The organism is Mesonia hippocampi (assembly GCF_014197445.1).
Lineage (GTDB): Bacteria > Bacteroidota > Bacteroidia > Flavobacteriales > Flavobacteriaceae > Mesonia > Mesonia hippocampi.
The window spans coordinates 77,689-98,495 of record NZ_JACIFO010000005.1 but is presented as its reverse complement, the minus strand read 5'-3'; the positions used below and the strand labels follow the sequence as shown (position 1 = coordinate 98,495).

Here is a 20,807-nt window from a genome sequence, read left to right as displayed (position 1 = left end):
TTAAATTAATGATTTTCTGTGGTTTTAGTGTCTGTTTGTAATTGGTCAGAATACCATTTGGTATTTTTGTTTTCTGTGGTATTTTCTGTAGTGTTTTTAGAGAACGTTTTCTCTTTTTCTACTTCTGTTTCTTCTATTTTGGTTTTATCAAAGCAGTTTAAGCAGCGTATATCATGTTTTAAAATTTGTATGTATTTTTCTTCGTATCCACGTAAATTTATATCGTTTAGTTGGCGGTCATATTCGTTAAAATACGCTGTATTACTATCAAAATAAACAATGATGTTTTCTGGAATATATAAGTAGAGGTCTATTTCTTGATCTCGGTATGAGTTTTCTACCGCTGTAGTTAAGAAGTTGTCTAGCTGTAAGGTGTTTTCTGTAAAAGTTGTTGTGTACAAAATCTTTTCGGCTGTTTTTTTTGCTTTGTTAAAACTGCTTCCTTTTGCTGACTTTACAATTTCTAAATAAGGTGATTTTTTATTTGTACTACGTGTAAATAAACGGATATCTTTTGAATAAATAACCTTTTCGTCTTGTTGGTTGATAACTATTGAGTAATTATTGTCAGAATGCCATGTTGAGTGAATAAAATCTTTCATTTTTACATGTAGCGTATCATTTTCTATGATAGGTAAACTTATGGTTTTAGACGTTTTTGCTTCAAAGGCGTATTCCGAAGCTTGTCTAACGCCTAAATAAATAAGAGAAAACAAGGCGATTAACCAGATAATAGCTAGGCTTATTTTAGCTGGTCTCCCAATAGATTTTGCTCGTTTGCTAAGCATTTTTAGTCCTAATGTAAAAAGGAAAAAGAACGGAATAGTAATAAAAAAGAATAAGATAAGCGAGCCAACCCATAGAGGAACCCCAATGTTAGCGGTCTCTACATAAGTAACCCAATCTGCTTTCGAGAGGTTAAATAACAGAACGCCAACCAAAACAAATAGTAAACTAATTAGGGTGCTTGCAGCGATAAAAATTATAAAAGCACCTATTAATTTTGCAATAATTTCTATACCAGAAGAGACAAGATTACCCACTCCTTTAGTAGTCGATTTAAATCCTTTATTTATTTTATTTCCGTATTTTTCATAATCAACATCTTTAACTTTCTCTGAAACCTGCTCAAAACCCTCTCGCACTTTTTTTTCAATATTGCTAATGTTGATGGGTTTGCCTTTCATTAGGAGTTTTTCTGCGGTAGTTTTTGCTTCGGGAACAGAAATCCAAAGTAAAATATAAATGAAAACAAAAATTCCTGAACTAGAAATGCTTAGTAGAACTAAGATAATACGTACAAAAACAACATCGATACTAAAGTAATGTCCTAAACCAGCACAAACCCCAGAGAATACTCCGTTGTCGGTATCTCTAAACAGTTTTTTAGGAGTTTTTTTAGTTTTTTCTTTTTTATACTCTTCTTCAAAAATATCTTCATCTACTTGGTAATCTTCTGGTTGCCCCATGATTTCGATGATAGATTCAACAAGTGTGTTGTTAACCACTTGTTGGGCGTTATTTAGTTTTTCTGTAAAAAGCTCAGCAATTCTGGCTTCGATATCTTGAATGATTTCTTCTTTGCTAGAATCGTTAGCTAAGGAAGCCTTAATGGCTTTGAGGTAATTATTTAGGTTTAGGTAAGCATCTTCATCTATATGGAAAAAAACGCCTGCTAAGTTTATGTTGACTGTTTTATTCATGGTTGTTGTTTTTCTGGTTGGTAATGGTGCTTACTGCATCTTGTAATTCTTGCCAAGTAAGGCTTAACTCCGTAAGAAACTCTTTTCCTTTTTGGGTTAAACTATAATATTTTCTAGGGGGGCCGCTAGAGCTTTCTTCCCAACGGTAACTAAGTAATTCTGCATTTTTTAAGCGAGTAAGCAAAGGGTATATAGTACCTTCTACCACAAGCATTTTAGCATTTTTTAAGCTCGTTAAGATTTCTGCAACATAAGCGTCTTTATCTTCTAGTACCGATAGAATGCAGTATTCTAAGACACCTTTGCGCATTTGAGCTTTTGTATTTTCTATTTTCATAATTCAGTTTTAAAGCTTTTTAGAAAAGCTAATAGCATAGGTTTAGGTATACTATATTATTTTCTTATGCAAATATATTTCTTTAGAAAGGTATTATGCAATGCAAAGTACTTTAATTTAACGTTATTTTAACTTTTAATGGTTTTTATCAGTAATAATTATTGAATAGTTACTGGAAATAACTTACATTTAGAATAAAATAATCGATATGAAGTTTACACCTCGGAAAGTTAATGCTTACATATTTTTTAAATTGCCTTCTGCATGGTGGTGTGGTGTACGTTTAGTGGCTATAACAAATACTAGGGCAGAGGTAAAGGTGCGTTATGGTTTTATAAATAAAAATCCGTTTAAATCGATGTATTTTGCTGTTCAAGCAATGGCGGCTGAGCTTTCTACAGGCGTGTTAGTGATGCAAGAAATCACAAAGAAATCAGAAAAAATATCGATGTTGGTAAAAGAAAACAAAGCTGAATTTACCAAAAAAGCTAAAGGTGTAATAACATTTTCGTGTACCGATGTAGACGCGCTAAGAGAAGCCGTTAATAAAGCGGTAATAACTAAGCAAGGGCAAACCTGTTGGCTTAACGCTGTTGGTATAGATGAGGGTGGAGACCAAGTAGCCAATTTTTCTTTTAAATGGACGTTAAAGTCTAAGTAATTTTACGTATTAACAGTATTTTATATTGTTTTTTAATAAAATTAAGTTTGCTGTTTGTTTTGTTTTGATTATTTTAGGTGAAATTTTAAAAATCGTTGCCTATTTAACACCATTACTATTATTAATTTATAATTGATTACCATGGCAAGAGCAATGTTTGAGTACACTAAAGAGATACTCAAAAAGGTTAGTTTTGATACCAAGTTGTTTTGTAAGGAAGTAAAAAAAGCAGTAACCCATTTATTACCTCACGAAGTAGAAGAGTTAAGAGTGTATATACTTTCTTTAATACAAGAGAACCCTAGGTTATCTCAATGTTTAGTTTATATAGAAGAATAAAATAATAAAATACAAAAAGGCTTGAAGTCTCAAGCCTTTTTGTATAAAATTTATACTATTTATAAAATTACTTTTTAGCTAAAGGGCTAATAATATTTACGTTACTAAATGTAATAGCTCCTTTTATAACGCTAGCGATAAGATCGTATAAGGCATCTATAATTTGTATTTTTAACTCGTTTTTGTGGTACAATAAGCTTACTTCTCTAGCAGGTACAGGCTCATTAAACATCCGTAAGTTAGCTTTGTTTTTTTCGGCAAGCTCTAAAGTATGTAAGTATGGGAGTAGGGTCATGCCTAAATTATCGTTAGCCAATTTTATTAAGGTTTCAAAGCTTCCGCTTTCTAATTGGAAGTAACTGTTATCAGGATTTTTACTGGTTTTGCATAAATTTAAAATCCCTTCTTTAAAACAGTGTCCATCTTCGAGTAGTAAAATGTCATTTACGTCTAAATCTTCAGGGTTAATTTTATCTACCTTAGCTAGTCGGTGGCTAGGAGGGGTGTATGCTACAAAAGGTTCATAATATAGGGGTTTTTCTATAATTACATCGTTGCCTAGCGGGGTAGCTGCAATGGCTGCATCTAGGTGACCGTCTTCTATACGCTCTATAATTGTTTCTGTGGGAAGCTCCTCTATTTTTAGATGTACTCGAGGATATTTTTTTATAAAATTGGTAAGAAACATAGGGAGTAATGTTGGCATAATGGTAGGAATTATCCCTATTCTAAATTCACCTCCAATATAGCCTTTTTGCTGGTCTACAATATCTTGAATTCTATCACTCTCATTAACTATGTTTTTTGCTTGCTGAACAATTTTTTTTCCTACTTCGGTTAATTCTATAGGTTTTTTGCTTCTGTCGAATATTAAAACTTCTAACTCTTCTTCTAATTTTTGAATTTGCATACTTAGTGTAGGCTGGGTTACAAAAACCTTTTCGGCAGCTTTAGTGAAGTTCTGGTGTTCTGCTACTGCAAGCACATAGTGTAATTGCGTAATGGTCATAACTATATTATTTTGTGATACAAATATAATTATAGTATTGATAATATTTATATAATATTGTTTAAATAACCAGAAAAGATATTGTTTCTAGAGCATTCCTCGTGCCTTTACCTCAAGGTATTTATTAATACTGTTGAGGGTTAAATCTTTTGGTTTTGTAAGAATAGCTGCAATTTTGTTTCGTTGCAGTTCTTTAAGCATTAATTTTTTATCGTTTTTAAACTGCCCTGCAATAGTTTGTTCTACAACATTGGTAATATTGTCGGTTTGGGTTTCTATGAGTTTTTCAAGCTCAGTGTTTTCAAACATAACAACTACCAGTAGGTGTTTTTTTGCAATTGCTTTAAGGTAGGGAAGCTCTCGTTGTAACGCAGAAATATGTTCGTAATTTGTGTAAAGCATCAAGAGGCTGCGTTGAGTTATTTTTTGTTTTAAAGCAGCATATAGTTTACCAATGTCACGATCAGAAAAATCGGTTTCTATATTATAAAGGGTTTCTAAAATGCGCTGTAGATGTGTTTTTCTGTTTTTAGCAACTACAAAATTATTTATCTTGTTGCTATAACAAAGCATACCAAATTGGTCGTTTTTCTTTAAAGCAATATTAGCAAAAGCTAAACTACTATTAATAGCATAATCTAGAAGTGTTAAGCCTTCAAAAGGCATTTTCATATTTCTGCTGGTATCTATGACGGCATAAATAGGTTGAGATTTTTCATCTTGATATTGGTTTACCATAAGGTTGCTGGTTTTTGCAGTTGCTTTCCAGTTAATGGTTCTAATATCATCTCCGCGAACGTAATTTTTTATTTGTTCAAACTCTAACGTATGTCCTAATCGTCTAATTTTTTTTACGCCTGGTAGGCTTAAGCGTTGATCTATCGATAAAAAATCATGGGCTTTCATCTGTATAAACGAAGGGTATACTTTCACCATTCCTTCATTGTCAAAGCGATACCTGCGTTTAGCTAAGCCAAGCTTTGTAGAGCAATAACAATTTAAGTTTCCAAAAAAATATTCGCCACGTTCTAGTGGAGTTAATTGATAACTTAACTTACAGTGGCTATTGCTAGCTAGATTTTTATGAAGGATGAAATCTCTTTTTTGAAATTGAATAGGAATTTCATCTATAATGGCTAATGCAATAGGAAAGCTATAGTTATTTTGTATATGAATGTATACAGGGTTTGGGTCGCTGTTAGAAAACTTATCGGGTAGAATACGTGAAGCTACTAACTTTTTTTTAGCGAAAAGCATCACAAGATCACTTATAAAGAGTCCGATAAGCAGCAATACCATTAGCCAGGCTATAGGATAAAGTATTTCCCACCAGTATGATAAGAAAAATATAATGGCAATGGCTATTATTCCATAAAATAGCCTAAGGTTTAGGTATAGCGATTTAAAAAATGTAAGCATTAACGAGGTACTTCTACAGATTTGATTAGCATATCGATAACATTTTCAGGTTGTAAACCTTCCATTTCTCTTTCTGGCGAGAGTATAATACGATGCCTTAAAACAGGGTAAAGACTTTTTTGTATATCTTCTGGGGTAACAAAATCACGTCCGTTAATGGCGGCAAAAACTTTAGCTGTTTTTAATATGGCAAGCGAGGCTCTAGGGGATGCTCCTAAATATAAATGCGGGTGACTACGGGTGTTATTAACCAAATTAGCGATGTAGGTAAATAATTTTTCTTCGACAATAACCTCTTGTAAAGTTTCTTTTAGCGTACTTATTTTTTCAGGTGTAAGTATGGTTTCAATTAAACTTATAGGGTTTGTAGTTTTACGCTGGTGTTGGTTTTGTAGAATGTTTATTTCGGCTTCTACCGATGGGTAATCTACTTTTATTTTAAATAAAAATCGGTCTAATTGAGCTTCGGGAAGCGCGTAGGTTCCTTCTTGCTCTATAGGGTTTTGTGTTGCCAATACCATAAAAGGAGAAGCGAGGTTGTAGGTAGTCCCGTCTATTGTAATTTGCTGTTCTTCCATTACTTCAAAAAGCGCTGCTTGTGTTTTTGCAGGAGCACGGTTTATTTCATCTATCAGCACGAGGTTTGCAAAAATAGGTCCTTTTTTAAATTCAAAATCAGCGGTTTTACTGTTAAAAACAGATGTTCCTAAAACATCGCTAGGCATTAAATCTGGAGTGAATTGGATACGCTGAAAGTTGGTGTTTGTAGTTTTTGCAAAAAGTTTAGCTGTAAGTGTTTTGGCAATTCCTGGAGCACCTTCTATCAGTACATGCCCATCTGCTAGAAGGGCAACAATTAGTAATTCGATAAAGTTTTCCTGACCAATAATAACCTTATGTAATTGTTGTTTTAATTGTGTAACGGCTTCTTTAAGTTCGGTTAATACAATACGGTTGCTAAAATTTTCGGTATTGTTTTCTGGTGCGGTGTTTAATTGTTCTGGCTCCATGGGGTTAGCTGTTTTTAAATTCGTTAATTTTCTTAGCTAAAGCAATAAGGCTTTTTTGAGAAGGGGTATTTTGTTGGTTAATTTTTTCGATTTCTTCAAATAAAGAGATTACAAAAGCTTCTGGTTTTGCAGTACGTATGGCTAATTTACTATAAAATAAAGCATCTTTTTTTGGAGGAATATCGATGTGTAAATCCCAACGGATGTAATGGTAAAGTTGTTCTGTTTGCTTTTTGAAAATATTCTTGTAATCTTTTTCTTCTAAAAATAATTGTGCTACTGTTTGGGTAAAAGCATAGGTTTGGTTTTTATGTGGCTTTATTACTTTTATACTGCGTTGTTTTCGTTTCCCTTCAAATATTACATAGAGAATACTTCCTATTACTAATAAGTAATACCCCCATTTAAGATGTTTGTTTTTAAATAACAAATATAGGGGAGAGCTTACCGTTTTTTTCTCGGCTTTGTAATGCGCGTCCCAAAATAAATTTTTAGTAGCGGGTAAATAGGCGAGTATTTTTTCGGTGTATAGGTAGTTATCTTCAGATAAGATAAAATAATTACTAAGGGTTTGTGGCATACTGTGCATAAGTATTTGTCCTTTTCCTTTAGGTATTTTTATATAAACGGGCATACTAATAGCTTCTGCATCTATTAGATTAGCTTCGCTTAAAATGGGGTAATTTAGGCTGTCTGCAATTTTAAAATAAGAAAGGTTTTGGTTGCGTTCAAACTGGTAACGCTGTGTAGCCCATTGCTTATGGGTTAGCCAAAAAAGAGGTTTGCTATAGATACTATTGCGGTTGAAGGCTGTTTTTACTTCGATGCCTAATGTGTCTAAAAGTGGTTGACTGTAATGGTTTGCGGCTAGAAAAAGCGTGTTTCCTTTTTCTACCCAAGTGAGCATTTTTTTGAGTTCTGTTTTATCGAAACTTAATTGGTTATTGATAAAAAAGTAATTTCCTTCGAGGGTTTCATTAACAGCTTCATACGGAGGTGCGCTAAGCGTTTGAACATCGAAATGGTTTTTTAATTCTCGGTGTAGAATATAGGTTCCAAACGGAATTTTACTGTTGCGATGATAACTGGGGCTCCAATTAAGGGGTTGAGGTTTGTTGGCTTCTAGAAATATTAGGCCAATAAAACCTAAAATCATAAGCACGAGCATAATTTTATAAACTTTTCCCATGGGTAGTTATTGTTTTTAAAGTGCTTATGTAGTGTTGTTGTACTTTTGTGAAAAGTTGCTTGTTTACAGGAAACTCGCCATACCAAACAAAATCGTAAACTTCGGTTTGTTTTTGGAATTGCTCACGAAGGTCTTCTTTTTCAATTTCTAGAATATAGGCAAAATTGGTTTTTTCGGGTTGATAATCTATAAAGTTATTTTCTTTAAGTTTTTTTAAAACATCTAGGTAGTAATACCGTATGGCTAAACGATAATTTTTGTTATTAATAGCTTCCTCTATAAGTTTAGGCAAATTTTTGCTTGCCATAATTTTTTCATCTTCAGAAAGCATCACCGTTCCTTTTGCTTTTTTAGACAGAAAATACTTACCAGGGTTTACTTTAAAAAACAACCAAACCACAAAGGCAAGAAGCAGTAGGATAAGTAGGTATTTAGAAATATACATAATGGTACCCAGCAAATCGTTTGCTTCATTTCCATCTAATAGCCAATGCCAAAAGCTATTCCATAGGTTATCTAACCATTTAAAAAATGCCATGGTAGCTGAATCTTGTTTGTTTTCTGTATAATCGAAACTAGAAGATTTTTTATAATCGGCTATTTTTTCTTTATCAAAAGCTAGAGGAGTAAGGTGTTGCTGCTGTATGTTTAGGATACTATCATTTACGGCTAAAGCAGTTGCTGTAAGCTTTCCATAAAGCATAAAAAAAATAGAGATGTAGAGTAATTTTTTCATTTACATTTTTCCTAACTCGTCTATGGCTTCGTAAGCACCAGTTTTTTGTTGTTTTTCATTTAAATTAAAATAAATAAAGGCACTAGCTATTACAATAATAAAATAAGCTACGTATTGTAGCGCAGAACCCAACAATTGTAAGGATAATAATACCCAATCTGTTTCTAAGTTGGCGTATGTGCCTTCGTATGCGGTAAGAAATCCTTTAGAGAAGCTGTAAATAATAATAGGTAATTGGAAAACCATACTGGCAAAATACCATAAAGCGCCAATAATAAGAAAGCTAATAAAGGTTGTAAACCAGTTGTTTTTGATAAGTTTAAACGAGTAGCTTATAGACTCGCTAATGCTTAAATTATTAAAAACTTTTATGGCGTAAATAAGCATAAGCGGAGGCCAAAGATAAATACCTGGGATAATACAAAGCATAAACCCTACAAAAAGCATTATTAGGCTAGCAAAACTTAATCCAAACAGGCTTCCCCAGTTTTGTTTCATGTTGTCGCCAACTTCAGCTATTACAATTTTCCCTTCATTTTTTATATAAGATTTTATACTGTATAAAATACTTCCGAAGAGAAAAGCATAAAAAGTATAGAGCGTAATTATTAAAAACAAAGAACCCAATAGAATTTTACTAAAAAAATCAGGTAAATCATCCATTCCGGTTACTCCAGGGTTTCCGCTCATATAACTAGAAAAGAAATTGTTATTTACGCTTATGTAAGAATAATATCCAACTCCAAGCAACAAAATAATAAAGGAAGGAGTTACAAATTTTACAAAAACTTTGAGTAATGTTTTAAAATTTTGGCGGGTAAACTTAAAGGTATCGTTTATAATTTCGCCTATTTCTCGTTCTTTTTTAAAGAGAATCATTTTTGTTGTAGTTTTTTAATAGATTGTTGGTGTAAATATTTTGGATAAAATACGTAATAAAATAAGATTAAACCTAGCGATGTCGCAATAATAATAATGGCCATTGTATCGGTCATTTCTGTATGCCTGGTAACAAAACCTTCCAAAAAGCCTGCAATAATAAAAAACGGAATGGTGCTTACTACTATTTTGAGTCCATCCTTTACTGCACGTGTAAAAGAATATAAACGCGTATATGTTTTCGGAAATAAAAGCCCTTTGCCTAATACTAACCCAGCACAACCTGCAATAATAATTACAGAAATTTCGATAGTCCCGTGTATCCAAATAGTTCTAGCAGACTCCCAAAGTAAGCCCTGCTCATAAAAAAAGTATTGGAAGCTTCCTAGCATAATGGCATTTTGCATAAGGATGTACAAAGTACCTATGCCGTAAAAAACACCTGCAACAAATGCATATAAGGCAACTTTAATATTGTTTATGGTTATTCCTAAAAACATATCCACTTCTTCCATTTGTTTATATACCGCCATGGGGTCATTATTGGCAATGTTATCAAGTGTCATATTAACATAGGCATCGCCTAAAATTAACCTAACAAAATCGGTGTTGGTTGCTGCAGAATAAGCGCCTATAACTCCAAAAAAAAGAAACACTAAAAAAGCGATAAACAATTCTTTTTGATACTGATAAAAAAATAAAGGAAACTCTTTTAGGTAGAAGTTTAAAAGTTTGTTTCTAGACTCTTTTTGGGTTTTATAAAGTTTTAAATGGGCTCGAGCTGCTAAATTATTAAGGTATTTTACGGTTGTACTACTAGGGTAAAATGTTTGCGCATAGCTTAAATGGTCGGTAAGCTCTATATAAAGCTGCGTAAGTCTATCAGGAGAAATTTGAATATTATTTTCAAGAACTTTTTCAAAAGTCTCCCATTTATTTTTATTTTGCTTAACGAAAGCTGCCTCGCGCATAGGTTTTGTATTTTTACAACTTTCAAAGAAACATATTTAATGAATAATTTTCAAATAGAAACGGCTCAAAATGTTAGTATTTCTCAAAATGTAGCCGGATTAGGGAGCAGGATTTTAGCCTACGTTATCGATACTTTGGTAATTGTAGCTTATGTAATTCTCTGTGTTTTGGGGATAGATTCATTAAGTTTAACGATGGCAGACCAATGGGTTTATATGCTTATAATTGGGTTGCCTCCCTTTTTATACTACTTGTTGTTAGAAACTTTTTGGGACGGAAAAACCCTAGGGAAAGCGGCTTTAAAAATTAAAGTTATAAAAATAGACGGTACGCAAGCAAGATTTTCAGATTATTTAATTAGGTGGTTGTTTAGAATAGTAGATATATCTATCTCTAGTGGGATGATAGCCCTTTTTAGTATTGCCGTATCTGGTAAAGGGCAACGTTTAGGGGATATTGCTGCAAGAACAGCCGTAATCTCAGAAAAACAATACACTAGCCTAAAAGATGTTATTTTAATAGAATTAGAAAAAAACTATCAACCTGTTTATCCGCAAGTAACAGTATTTACAGATAAAGATATCCGAACGATTAAAAAGTTATATACCAAAGCAGTTACTAGAAAAAACTTAGATCAAGAGTTGCTAGAAAAGCTAAGCCTTAAAATGCAAAATATAATGCAAATTGAACTAGATAAGGCAACAAATAAACAACAGTTTATAACCACAGTGCTTAAAGATTATAACCATTATACCCAAGAATTTTAAATTTCTTTGCTAATTTTATAAAAAAGAAACTATAAACTATTAGCTGCAATTTTTATATAAATGTAGTTAAACCACTAACCAACTTATGGATTACTTATTTATTATAGACACACTAGGGGTAATGGCTTTTACTATCTCGGGCGTATTATCGGCTATAAAAAAACGAATGGACTTGTTTGGTATCTTCATCATTGCGTTTGTAACAGCCGTTGGCGGAGGGACCATTAGAGACTTACTTATCGATGCGCCTATTGTTTGGATGAACGATTACTTTTTTATGTACACCATTGCCATTACTACTGTTTTTGCAATTATCTTCAGAAAAAAATTATACTATTTACGCAGAGGTTTATTTCTTTTTGATACTATTGGGATAAGCTTATACACTGTTATTGGGGTAGAAAAAGGTATCGAAGCTGGTTTCTCTTCCATCATTTGTATTGCTATTGGTACGATAAGTGCTTGTTTTGGAGGAGTAGTACGCGATATTTTGTGTAACGAAATTCCTGTAATTTTTAGAGAAAAAGATATTTATGCCACGGCATGTATCTTAGGAGCAACAGCTTATTTTATTATGCTAAACCTTAATTTTCCTGTAAATGTTATTTTTGTAGTTTCTGCAATTGTTGTTTTTTCGGTAAGAACTTTAGCTGTGGTTTTTAACATTGGCTTGCCAAATATTTATAGAAACGAAGCTTAAAGTGAATCTCTAATTAAGATAAAAAAACAAACTTAATTCACTATTTCAATATCCATTGTAATATTTTCTATAGGCCACTCGCGTTCGTCTACAGGAGCTTTTGCAATTTTTAAAGCAACATCCATTCCTTTAGTAACTTTTCCAAAAACAGTATGTTCGTTATCTAAGTGATGTGCACCTGTTTTATCTACCACAATAAAAAACTCGAAGGGAGAGGAGGCTTTACTAATATTTTGTTCGCTATATTTTGCTGCAGAAAAAGCACCGTAAGTATGGGGGTGTTTAGACGAAAACTCATTAGGAATAAGATAATCGCCCACAGCTTTTCTGTTTTTAGGCGTAGTAAAAGTATCGCTATTCCCACCTTGTACAACAAATCCCGCTGCCACACGATGAAAAAATGTAGTATTAAAGTAATTTAGTTTTACCAAACGTATAAAATTTGCACGATGCAAAGGAGCATTGTTAAATAAGGTGATTTCAATATCTCCATAATCGGTAGAAATAAGCACTTTTTGTTCTGGGTTTTTTTCTCCGTATGCGGTAAGAAAAGGAATAAGTTCTTCTTGCGTAATAGGTGTAATGTTGCTTAAATCCATTTCGGTTTTTTCTCCACCAGAAGGAATTACAATAGCTTTTAATAAGCTATCTTGTTGTGTAGTTAAAGTACTTTTTTTAGGTGCTTTAGTTGGCGTGGTTTTTGTATCTTGACAAGCAAAGCAAAAACTGAGTAGCAAACCTGATAAAACGGATTTTTTTAATGACATTTCTAGCATTTCAAGAATTGGTTTCAAAAATAGAAAAAATTGGACTTCTAGGCGAAAAAGCACATGCAGAAATGAGTCCTTTATTCAGAAAAGAGAACCTCAAAAAGGTAAATTGGCAAAATTTAACCCCAAGAAAAGCTGGAGTCATGGTACTTTTTTACCCAAATAAAAACCAAGAAACAAACCTTGTTTTAATTTTACGCAAAACATACAAAGGCGTGCACTCTGCTCAAGTTGGTTTTCCTGGTGGTAAAGCAGAATTATTTGATAAAGATATAAAAGATACTGCCTTACGCGAAACCTACGAAGAGGTTGGCGTGCTACCACAGAAAGTAGAAATAATAAGACCTTTAACAGAAGTATACATCCCACCCTCTAACTTTTTGATGCATCCTTTTTTAGGCTATGCTAAAAATCCGTTAAACTTTATCCGTCAGGAAGAGGAAGTAGAAGCTATTTTAGAGGTAAAACTTCAAGATTTTCTAGCAACTTCATCCTTAATTACACAAAAACTCTCTACTTCTTATGCCCAAAATGTAGAGGTTCCTGCATTTTTGTTACAAAACCAAATAGTTTGGGGCGCTACAGGTATGGTTCTTAACGAGGTAAAGCACTTAGTTAAAGCAGCTATGTTAGAGTTATAATTTTTGTATATTTGAAGCTTCCAAAAACAATAAATATACATGGGGATATTTAAAAAGAATCCTTTTGGTCATATACTTTTCTTAAAAAAATGGCTTATTAGGATTATGGGGGCTTTAACCCATAGTCGTTACAACGGATTTAATGAACTACAAATAGAAGGCTCGGAAATACTCAGAAACCTTCCAGATAAAAACGTATTGTTTGTTTCTAACCATCAAACCTATTTTGCCGATGTTGTAGCCATGTTTCATGTGTTTAATGCAAGCCTTAGTGGGCGAGAAGACCATATTAAAAACATAGGTTATCTCTGGCAACCTAAATTAAACCTTTACTATATAGCGGCAAAAGAAACAATGCGTTCTGGACCATTAGCCAGAATATTAGCTTATGCAGGGGCAATTCCTGTAGAGCGTACATGGCGTGCTAAAGGAAAAACCGTAAACAGACAGGTAAAAATGAGCGACATTACCAATATAGGGAAAGCGTTAGACGATGGTTGGGTAATTACTTTTCCGCAAGGAACTACCACACCTTGGAAACCTATACGTAAAGGTACCGCACATATTATTAGAAAATACCAACCCATTGTTGTGCCTATTGTAATAGATGGTTTTAGAAGATCGTTTGATAAAAAAGGAATCCGTATAAAAAAACGAGGCATCTTACAGTCTATGGTGATTAAAGAACCACTTGTTTTTGATTACGAAAACGAAGCTGTAGAAAGCATTATAGAAAAATTAGAATACAGTATAGAGCAGCACGACTCTTTCCTTAAAGTAATTCCTGAAAGCGAGCTTAAAGCTGAGGAGGATTTAAACGAAATGAGACGTTGGAGTTATAAAGAAAAAAAATCCTAAACAACTATTCAATTTTTTGTAACTCTTTGTAATTTCTAAGCAATCGTTTAAGAATAAGTCCGTAAATAAGCGCATATATTCCCCAGATTAAAAAGGCGAGAATTGTAAAAACTAAAATTCCTTTTGCAATAACTAGCCATTTATTTTCTACAATAAACTGTTGGTATTTTTCTGGCAAGTAATAGAAATTCATGTATAAATAGGTAATAAAACCACTTATACCAGAACTTAGTATAATGTACATAATGTAATAATGTACCACTTTACGGGTTTTTATAATTTTTTTCATTAACCCAGAAACCGATTGTGTAGAGCTAATGGTTTTATAATTACGGTAAAAGAAATAAACAAACACAGCCGTAACCGTATAACTGATAAGGTTATATAAAATAGCTGCTGTTTTTAAATTTAGCTCTTCGGCTATTTTCCAAAAAGCATCATCGTAAAAAACAATGTTTAACGAAATTCCTAAACCAAGCTCTATTAAACTTATAATAAAAATCCACTTTACAGAAGAAGAAGATTTCTTGTGTAACAACCCATATATCTCTTTAGCCTTTATCTTAGGGAGTTTACTCTCTTGGCTTTTCCAGCTTTGTTTTAAAAATTCTAACTCGTCCATAACTTACTAAGGGTTTAATATTTCGCGAAGTTTCTTCTTAATTCTATTCATTTTTACACGTGCATTTACTTCGCTAATACCTAGTGTCTCAGAAATTTCTGTATAATTTTTATCTTCTAAATATAAAAAAACCAATGCCTTATCTATATCGTTTAGGGTATGTAAAGCTTTATACATTTGCGATAGTTGCTGTTCTACCGTATCATCGTAAGCTTCAAATTTAATTTTAAACTCTACTTTATCAAAGCTTTGTGTTTCTATTTGGCGTTTTGCCTTTTTAAAAAGCGTAATAGCTGTATTTAACGATACGCGATACATCCAAGTAGAAAATTTTGCTTCTCCTCTAAATTTAGGATAAGCACGCCAGAGTTGTATGGTAATCTCCTGAAATAAATCATTATGTTCGTCTTGGCTATTGGTGTATAGCCGGCATATTTTATGAATAATGTTCTGATGTTTTTCTAGTAAACTAACAAATGTATCTGTTGTTGTTGTTTTCACTTGTGGTTATTTCTTATCATAATAGGTTACTCTAAACGTATTTTTGTTACAAAATAAATAAAAAATAAAGCCTTATAAAAAGCTTTTAGTAAAATATATATCTTCTTTAGCTTTGATAATTAGCTAGATAAGTACCTGTGTTTGGTAGAGATTTTCTTGTGTTTTTTAGGAGTTATAAAAAAATATAAAGCGGTATTCGTATCAAAAAATAAAAACTTAAATTTAGGGTATAAAACAATTTTATGAATATCCCAAACACAACTCAACCTCGCTTAGTTATTATTGGGGGAGGTTTTGCAGGTATGAATCTTGCTAAAGCCTTAGTAGAAAACAAGAACTTTCAGGTTGTATTAATAGATAAGCATAATTACCATACATTTCAGCCGTTATTATACCAAGTATCTACTGCAGGTTTAGAGCCAGACTCTATTGCATACCCATTACGAAAAACCATAAAAAACGGCAAACACATCTTTTTTAGGTTGGCAGAGGTGCAACATATTTCTGCCGAAAGGCAAGTTATAAGCACCACAATAGGCGATTTAAGTTTCGATTATCTAGTAATTGCCACCGGTTCTAAAACCAATTTTTTTGGCAATAAAGCAATAGAAGCCAATGCCGTTTGGATGAAAACAGTACCACAGGCACTAAACATTAGGAGTTTAATTTTGCAAAATTTAGAGCAGGCAACCATAACAAGCCAGCCAAAAGAGCGGGCGGCACTGCTGCGTTTTGTAATTGCAGGAGGTGGCCCTACAGGAGTAGAGCTTGCAGGAGCCATTGCCGAGCTGCGTAATAATGTGGTAGAACGCGATTATCCTGATATTAAAGCATCGGAAATTTCTATATATCTAATAGAAGGTGCCTCAAGAGTGCTGGCAGCCATGAGCGAAAAATCGTCTAAAGCTGCATCAAAATTCTTAAAAGAGTTAGGGGTAGAAATTTTATTAAACACGAGAGTAGAGGATTACAACGGGAGTTTGGTAACCACCAATCAGGCTGATTTAGCGCTAGAAACCAAAACATTTATTTGGAGTGCAGGGGTTACAGGCGCGCCCGTAGAAGGTTTACAAGCCTCGGCACTTATTAAACAGGCAAACCGTTATAAAGTAAATGTTTATAACCAAATAGAACCTTATAAAAATATCTTTGCTTTGGGCGATATTGCTTGCATGCAAACCGAAGCTTTGCCTAAAGGTCATCCCATGTTAGCGCAGCCTGCCATACAGCAAGCCAAGCATTTGGCAAAAAATTTAGAACGCTTATTGGCAAATAAAAGCCTACTTCCTTTTGCGTACAACGATAAAGGTACTATGGCAACCGTAGGAAGAAACAAAGCTGTTGTAGATAGAAATAAGAAAACCTATACTGGTTTTTTTGCATGGTTTATATGGATGCTGGTACACCTTTGGTTTTTAGTAGGCTTTAGAAATAGGGTAATTACCTTTTTTAATTGGAGTTATAACTATATAAACTACGATAAAGCGGCACGTTTAATAATAAGACCTTTTAAAAGAAACCTAGATTCTTAAAAGTATTTTTGTTAAAAATTTGTATTTTATTAATAATTATATGTATATTTATCACAATAATAGTTTTTTATCAAGTAACACTTGATTAGGCACCTAGCATTAATAAAATATAAAATAGGTGCCTTTTTTATGCAATTACCTCAAGTAGTTTTTGTTTCTACCTTGCTCGGCGTTTAAGCCACCAGGCTAAACGGGTTTCTGGTTTGTAGTTAGTAAGTGTAGGCTTTGCTTCGGCACGTTCTATCTCTAGGTTGTTGAGCTTAGCTACAACAGACCAAATGGTGCCAAATTTCTCTTTTCTTAAATTTAAACAAACACATTTATCGCTTAATATAGCTTTGGCTTGCGCTAAATCTAGGTTTTTTGTTACTGCCAATTTATGGGCTAAGCTCTGGTAACGTACCAAACTTTTGCTCCAAGCTACGCCACCTGCATCGTAGTTTTTCATGGTATTGGAAGTAAACTGATTGGTAATGTATAGGTAATTAGTGCCTTTTTTAGGATATATTACATGACTTTTTTGAGGTGCCGACTCTATAATTGCTAGGGTTCCTTCCTTATCGGCTACTAAAAAATTGTTGCTACTCGCTACTTTTGCTGTTGTAATAAGTTGTATTGCCTCTTGTGTGCTGGCACAATTCTCTAATACTTTTTTTATAATGAAATGAAAACTTATGCCAGGTACATAGTTTTTACCATTTACAAAAGCCATAGCAATGCTAAGTCCTTTTTCATTAATGCCATCAGACCTGCCAATAAAAACATCAGATTGGCTTATATAGGCATATTTCCCTGTAGGTGCAATAAGGCTACTCTCGGTAAATTTTTTAAACTCGAATAACATATCGTAGTTTCTGCCTACAATTACTCCGTTATCACCTTGGTAAGCAAAAACACTACATTGCCCTGTGTTTTCTAAGACAGGGATACTTAATAGAAAAGCCCCAAGTTTTTCGGGTTTATCGTTTATGCCTGCGGCAAAACCTTCTATTTCTTCGATGGCTTCTGGGTAAAAGTTTTTTAATTCTTGATAGGCTTTTAATCCAAAGTTGCTTTTTTCTGTGGTTATTTCTGGGATGCTAAAATTTGCTTTTTTGTATAATAGCTTTCCGTACTTATGTCCCATCTCATAAAAGCTACCGTAAAGTCTAGGGTGATACATTTGGTTTTGATTTTTTTTAGTTGGAAAAACCCTATTTTCTTATTTAATTTTAAACAAGAAAATAGGGTTAAACACTTGCTACGCTATGGTTTATTTTATAAAAATAGCTTAGGCTTCTTTATTAATAGCTATATAAAAATCTACTTCTGCAGCGGTTGGGTCTTGAGCTTTACTGCCATAAATTTCAAAATCTGCGGTGTATGCCCTGTCTAGTTTCATTTTCCAGATTTTATTCCATTGTTCTCCTACTATGCCATCGGCAAGATTTCCTTTTACACTGCTTTTTAAATAAGTACCTCCTGTAAAGCTTTCGCCTACCATGCCTTCGGGAATGTTTTCTAAACTGCTTACTTTACAACCTAGTATGGTGGTGTATGGGGCTGTAAAGTCTTTTTGGTAATGGGTGTATAGCGAGTAAACATTGTTGCTTAGCTTGTTAGGTATTTTGTTTGCAATGTCTTCTTGCATAAATTGTTGCCATAGTTTACTAATGTCTTCTAGAGCTTGGTTGTTTTGGTTGGTTGTTCTTACAGCAATACCTATTAGGTTAAACGGCTTAATTTTAATTTGTTCCATAATGTTAGAGTTTATATTTTTTGTAAAATTAGGTTGGGGAACTGCCAAAGGTATGTCAGGGGTAGGGAAATATTTTTTTCTACAGCTTTCTAAATACTCTTCTAAGGTAAAATTATGAGGGGTAAACTGCTGTGTTGTTTTTTTAATTTCTTGTATGCAGTCTAGCCTAAAGGCTCTAAAAGCTTGGCGTTTTCTGCAAAAGGCTATAAGTATCCAATTGTTATTGGTGGTGTATAGGGCAAAGGGCTCTATGGCTCTGGTGGTGTGTTTATTTTCTAAAGAGAGGTATTTTATTTCTATAACATTAAAACTAGCAATATAAGCTTGCAGTTGTATAAGGTAATTGCTGGTTTTATTGTTGTAGGTATTGTTGCGTACTTGGATACGCTGCGCAATAAACTCCGATTTATTTTTTTGTTCTCCTCTAAGTACTGCTTTTATTTTTGTAATAGCATTTTGGTATTGCTCTACTAAGGATGTATCTGTATTTTTTAAAATTAAATGTTCTGCTGTAATAAGGGCATTTGCCTCTGCTTCTGTAAACATTATGGGCGGAAGTTTAAACCCATCCATTAAGGTATAGCCTTTGCCCTCTAGCGTTACAATAGGAATGCCAGACTGCTCTAATGTACGTATATCTCTATATATAGTGCGTACACTTACCTCATGTTTATTAGCAAGGTAGCTTGCTGTAAGGCAATTAGAGGCTTGTAATTGTGTTACAATTGCGGTTAAACGTGCTAATCTAGGTTTACTTTCGGGCATTGAGGCATTGTTTTTTGGCTAAATAAGCTTAGGAAGTTTTAAAGATATAATAAAAATAATTAGCTTTTTACTTTAGTAACTTGAAGTGCAAGTGCTAATATAAAATAAAAATAGCCTGCATTGCGCAGGCTATTTGTGTAGTAATAAGCTAAATTGTTAGCGTTTATTTTTTTATAAACTTTTTGTAGTGTGTACCTTCGGTACTGTTTATTTCTAAAATATACAAACCTACAGGCAATTGCTCTATATTAATTGTATTGTTTTCTAGCTTAAGTTGTATTTGTTTTCCTGTAATATCAAATGCACTTACTTTGGTAATGCTTGTATTGTTAGGGGTTTCTAGATTAAGGATTGTACTACTTGGTATAGGGTAAACAGCAAAAGCATTCTTATCTAGGTTGTTTACCAATAGGTCCTCGCTTTCTCCGTAAAAAGTAAAGCTTAAGGCCTCTATAGGTAAACCTGCTTCTGTAATAGATGTCCAGTTAGTAAGTCCCATATTATCTGGGTCTTGTGGGCTAATTACTACAGCATCGTTAAGGTTTGTAGTTGGCGATTGTATCCAACTCCATCTGCTGCTAGTGCTATTTTCTGAAGCTGAAATGTTAAACACAATAGAAATCCAATATTTACCAGCAGGGAAAATTAGGTCTTCACCAAGAAAATCTGCTACGTTTAAGGTATATTGTCTGTTTCCTAAAAAAGCATTATTTACATTATCATCTACAGTTAAATGCGGACTATTGTATGCTACACCTGAAATAGTTTTAAATACTCCGTTTGTACTTTCAGGATGGCTGCCTGGCTGCCCGTTATTATCTAAAAAGAAATAGATATCTATATGGTTAATAACGTCTGCAGGGTTGCTATTAGAGTTAGTACCATCAAAAACCATTTTAGTAATTTTTGTTTCACCCGTAAACTCAAAATCGTCTGCTAGGTACATTCCCCAGTTAGCTAAATCAAAATAAGACGATACTGCACTGTACTCTGTATTACCAGGAATACGTTCTTGCTCCCAAATAACAGCATCTGCTGCAGGAGGATTAGTAGTGTTGCTATCTGCCATAACAGATAAGGTGGTGTTACCTAAAGCGGTAACGCTTACTTCTTGCGCACTTAAATTTCCGAAGCCTAAACTAAGCCCTGCGAAAAGTGCATAAGTGGTAATTTTTTTCATAGCAATTTTTTTTTAATTAAGTAAGCAAGCAAAATAATTTGAATTTTAGTACTTACCTAATTAAAGCTAAAAAGAAAAAAATAAGCTTTTTTTTAGACTGCTATTTTGTTGTTATTTAGTTGTTTGCTATTAGATTATTTACCTAAACTTACCAAAGTTGAAAAGATGCTTTGTTTTGTATGAAATTAATTTTCTTTAAGCTTTTTTTGATTTTTAGCCTTGTAAAAAAAATAATAGGATGCTATTTTTATGTCAATTTTACTAATTTTAATATGTATTAATTAAGTATGTTTAACAGGGTTTTTAGCGAGTATTTTTTCTTAAATATATCTTAAAAAACGCAAATTAAAGCTAAAATTAGGTTTTTAAACTGCTTTTTTTGTTAGTTAAAATTAGGGTTTTTGCTTTTAAAAAAGGAGGTTATTTTAGGCTATTTTTGAGTAAAAAATAGGCTATTGAGTTACTTTAATTAGGCTATT

General features: G+C 33.2%; 22 protein-coding genes. 7 read left to right on the top strand and 15 right to left on the bottom strand.

Translation table 11 applies throughout. The features are described 5' to 3' along the window. Positions 1-5: 5 nt before the first annotated feature. Both GGR32_RS07125 and GGR32_RS07120 read right to left on the bottom strand, forming a co-directional pair. Positions 6-1,703: a PspC domain-containing protein gene (locus GGR32_RS07125; RefSeq protein ID WP_183477505.1), complete on the bottom strand. Its 1,698-nt coding sequence runs from the start codon at positions 1,701-1,703 to the stop codon at positions 6-8. Then, on the bottom strand, positions 1,696-2,040 hold the full coding sequence (locus GGR32_RS07120; protein ID WP_183477504.1) for a PadR family transcriptional regulator: 345 nt from the start codon (positions 2,038-2,040) through the stop codon (positions 1,696-1,698). The genes GGR32_RS07125 and GGR32_RS07120 overlap by 8 nt, the downstream gene beginning before the upstream one ends. A 208-nt stretch (positions 2,041-2,248) precedes the next feature. Between GGR32_RS07120 and GGR32_RS07115 the strand changes: the two genes are divergently transcribed. Together GGR32_RS07115 and GGR32_RS07110 are read left to right on the top strand one after the other, a co-directional pair. After that, complete coding sequence (locus tag GGR32_RS07115; RefSeq protein ID WP_183477503.1) at positions 2,249-2,701, top strand: DUF4442 domain-containing protein; 453 nt, start codon at positions 2,249-2,251, stop codon at positions 2,699-2,701. A 141-nt stretch (positions 2,702-2,842) separates the two neighbouring features. Then, on the top strand, positions 2,843-3,040 hold the full coding sequence (locus GGR32_RS07110; protein ID WP_183477502.1) for a hypothetical protein: 198 nt from the start codon (positions 2,843-2,845) through the stop codon (positions 3,038-3,040). 67 nt (positions 3,041-3,107) lie between these two features. Here GGR32_RS07110 and GGR32_RS07105 read toward each other — a convergent pair whose 3' ends face one another. The 7 genes from GGR32_RS07105 to GGR32_RS07075 form a co-directional block, all read right to left on the bottom strand. Beyond that, positions 3,108-4,049: a LysR family transcriptional regulator gene (locus tag GGR32_RS07105; RefSeq protein WP_183477501.1), complete on the bottom strand. Its 942-nt coding sequence runs from the start codon at positions 4,047-4,049 to the stop codon at positions 3,108-3,110. Positions 4,050-4,136: 87 nt separating this feature from the next. Beyond that, the gene (locus GGR32_RS07100; RefSeq protein WP_183477500.1) at positions 4,137-5,468 is read right to left on the bottom strand and encodes a DUF58 domain-containing protein; all 1,332 of its coding nucleotides are present in this window, start codon (positions 5,466-5,468) and stop codon (positions 4,137-4,139) included. Continuing rightward, on the bottom strand, positions 5,468-6,478 hold the full coding sequence (locus GGR32_RS07095; protein WP_183477499.1) for an AAA family ATPase: 1,011 nt from the start codon (positions 6,476-6,478) through the stop codon (positions 5,468-5,470). The genes GGR32_RS07100 and GGR32_RS07095 overlap by 1 nt, the downstream gene beginning before the upstream one ends. 4 nt (positions 6,479-6,482) lie before the next feature. After that, entirely contained in the window at positions 6,483-7,667 is a 1,185-nt protein-coding gene (locus GGR32_RS07090; RefSeq protein ID WP_183477498.1) for a DUF4350 domain-containing protein, read from the bottom strand. Then, positions 7,651-8,403 (bottom strand): DUF4129 domain-containing protein, encoded by a 753-nt coding sequence (locus GGR32_RS07085; protein WP_183477497.1) that lies wholly within the window; start codon positions 8,401-8,403, stop codon positions 7,651-7,653. The genes GGR32_RS07090 and GGR32_RS07085 overlap by 17 nt, the downstream gene beginning before the upstream one ends. Further along, positions 8,404-9,282 carry a hypothetical protein gene (locus tag GGR32_RS07080; RefSeq protein ID WP_183477496.1) on the bottom strand — a complete coding sequence of 293 codons (879 nt, stop codon included), beginning with the start codon at positions 9,280-9,282 and terminating at the stop codon, positions 8,404-8,406. Then, complete coding sequence (locus GGR32_RS07075; RefSeq protein WP_183477495.1) at positions 9,279-10,253, bottom strand: stage II sporulation protein M; 975 nt, start codon at positions 10,251-10,253, stop codon at positions 9,279-9,281. Before GGR32_RS07075 ends, GGR32_RS07080 begins: the two co-directional genes overlap by 4 nt. A gap of 39 nt (positions 10,254-10,292) precedes the next feature. On the opposite strand from GGR32_RS07075, the gene GGR32_RS07070 reads away from it, so the two are divergent. After that, a complete protein-coding gene (locus GGR32_RS07070; protein WP_183477494.1) occupies positions 10,293-11,021 on the top strand; it encodes an RDD family protein in 729 nt (242 codons plus the stop codon). 85 nt (positions 11,022-11,106) lie between these two features. Further along, positions 11,107-11,721 (top strand): trimeric intracellular cation channel family protein, encoded by a 615-nt coding sequence (locus tag GGR32_RS07065; protein ID WP_183477493.1) that lies wholly within the window; start codon positions 11,107-11,109, stop codon positions 11,719-11,721. Positions 11,722-11,753: 32 nt separating this feature from the next. Here GGR32_RS07065 and GGR32_RS07060 read toward each other — a convergent pair whose 3' ends face one another. Then, complete coding sequence (locus GGR32_RS07060) at positions 11,754-12,488, bottom strand: peptidylprolyl isomerase (protein WP_183477492.1); 735 nt, start codon at positions 12,486-12,488, stop codon at positions 11,754-11,756. Here GGR32_RS07060 and GGR32_RS07055 point away from each other — a divergent pair. Both GGR32_RS07055 and GGR32_RS07050 read left to right on the top strand, forming a co-directional pair. Then, on the top strand, positions 12,482-13,132 hold the full coding sequence (locus GGR32_RS07055; protein ID WP_183477491.1) for an NUDIX hydrolase: 651 nt from the start codon (positions 12,482-12,484) through the stop codon (positions 13,130-13,132). The two genes, GGR32_RS07060 and GGR32_RS07055, sit on opposite strands and share 7 nt — an antisense overlap. Positions 13,133-13,171: 39 nt before the next feature. Further along, complete coding sequence (locus GGR32_RS07050; RefSeq protein WP_183477490.1) at positions 13,172-13,990, top strand: lysophospholipid acyltransferase family protein; 819 nt, start codon at positions 13,172-13,174, stop codon at positions 13,988-13,990. A 4-nt stretch (positions 13,991-13,994) separates the two neighbouring features. On the opposite strand, the gene GGR32_RS07045 is transcribed toward GGR32_RS07050, so the two are convergent. Together GGR32_RS07045 and GGR32_RS07040 are read right to left on the bottom strand one after the other, a co-directional pair. Further along, positions 13,995-14,612 carry a hypothetical protein gene (locus GGR32_RS07045; protein WP_183477489.1) on the bottom strand — a complete coding sequence of 206 codons (618 nt, stop codon included), beginning with the start codon at positions 14,610-14,612 and terminating at the stop codon, positions 13,995-13,997. Between the two features lie 6 nt (positions 14,613-14,618). Beyond that, positions 14,619-15,113 carry a sigma-70 family RNA polymerase sigma factor gene (locus GGR32_RS07040; RefSeq protein ID WP_183477488.1) on the bottom strand — a complete coding sequence of 165 codons (495 nt, stop codon included), beginning with the start codon at positions 15,111-15,113 and terminating at the stop codon, positions 14,619-14,621. Between the two features lie 242 nt (positions 15,114-15,355). Between GGR32_RS07040 and GGR32_RS07035 the strand changes: the two genes are divergently transcribed. Beyond that, positions 15,356-16,645 (top strand): NAD(P)/FAD-dependent oxidoreductase, encoded by a 1,290-nt coding sequence (locus GGR32_RS07035; RefSeq protein WP_183477487.1) that lies wholly within the window; start codon positions 15,356-15,358, stop codon positions 16,643-16,645. Positions 16,646-16,802: 157 nt separating this feature from the next. Here the strand turns inward: GGR32_RS07035 and GGR32_RS07030 are convergent, their stop codons facing one another. The 3 genes from GGR32_RS07030 to GGR32_RS07020 all read right to left on the bottom strand — a co-directional run bounded on the left by GGR32_RS07030 (position 16,803) and on the right by GGR32_RS07020 (position 20,328). After that, positions 16,803-17,807 (bottom strand): C45 family autoproteolytic acyltransferase/hydrolase, encoded by a 1,005-nt coding sequence (locus GGR32_RS07030; protein ID WP_183477486.1) that lies wholly within the window; start codon positions 17,805-17,807, stop codon positions 16,803-16,805. Positions 17,808-17,915: 108 nt separating this feature from the next. Beyond that, positions 17,916-19,148: an effector binding domain-containing protein gene (locus GGR32_RS12135; protein ID WP_183477485.1), complete on the bottom strand. Its 1,233-nt coding sequence runs from the start codon at positions 19,146-19,148 to the stop codon at positions 17,916-17,918. 163 nt (positions 19,149-19,311) lie between these two features. Next, positions 19,312-20,328, bottom strand: coding sequence for a T9SS type A sorting domain-containing protein (locus GGR32_RS07020; protein WP_183477484.1), 1,017 nt, complete (start codon positions 20,326-20,328; stop codon positions 19,312-19,314). Positions 20,329-20,807: the final 479 nt, after the last annotated feature.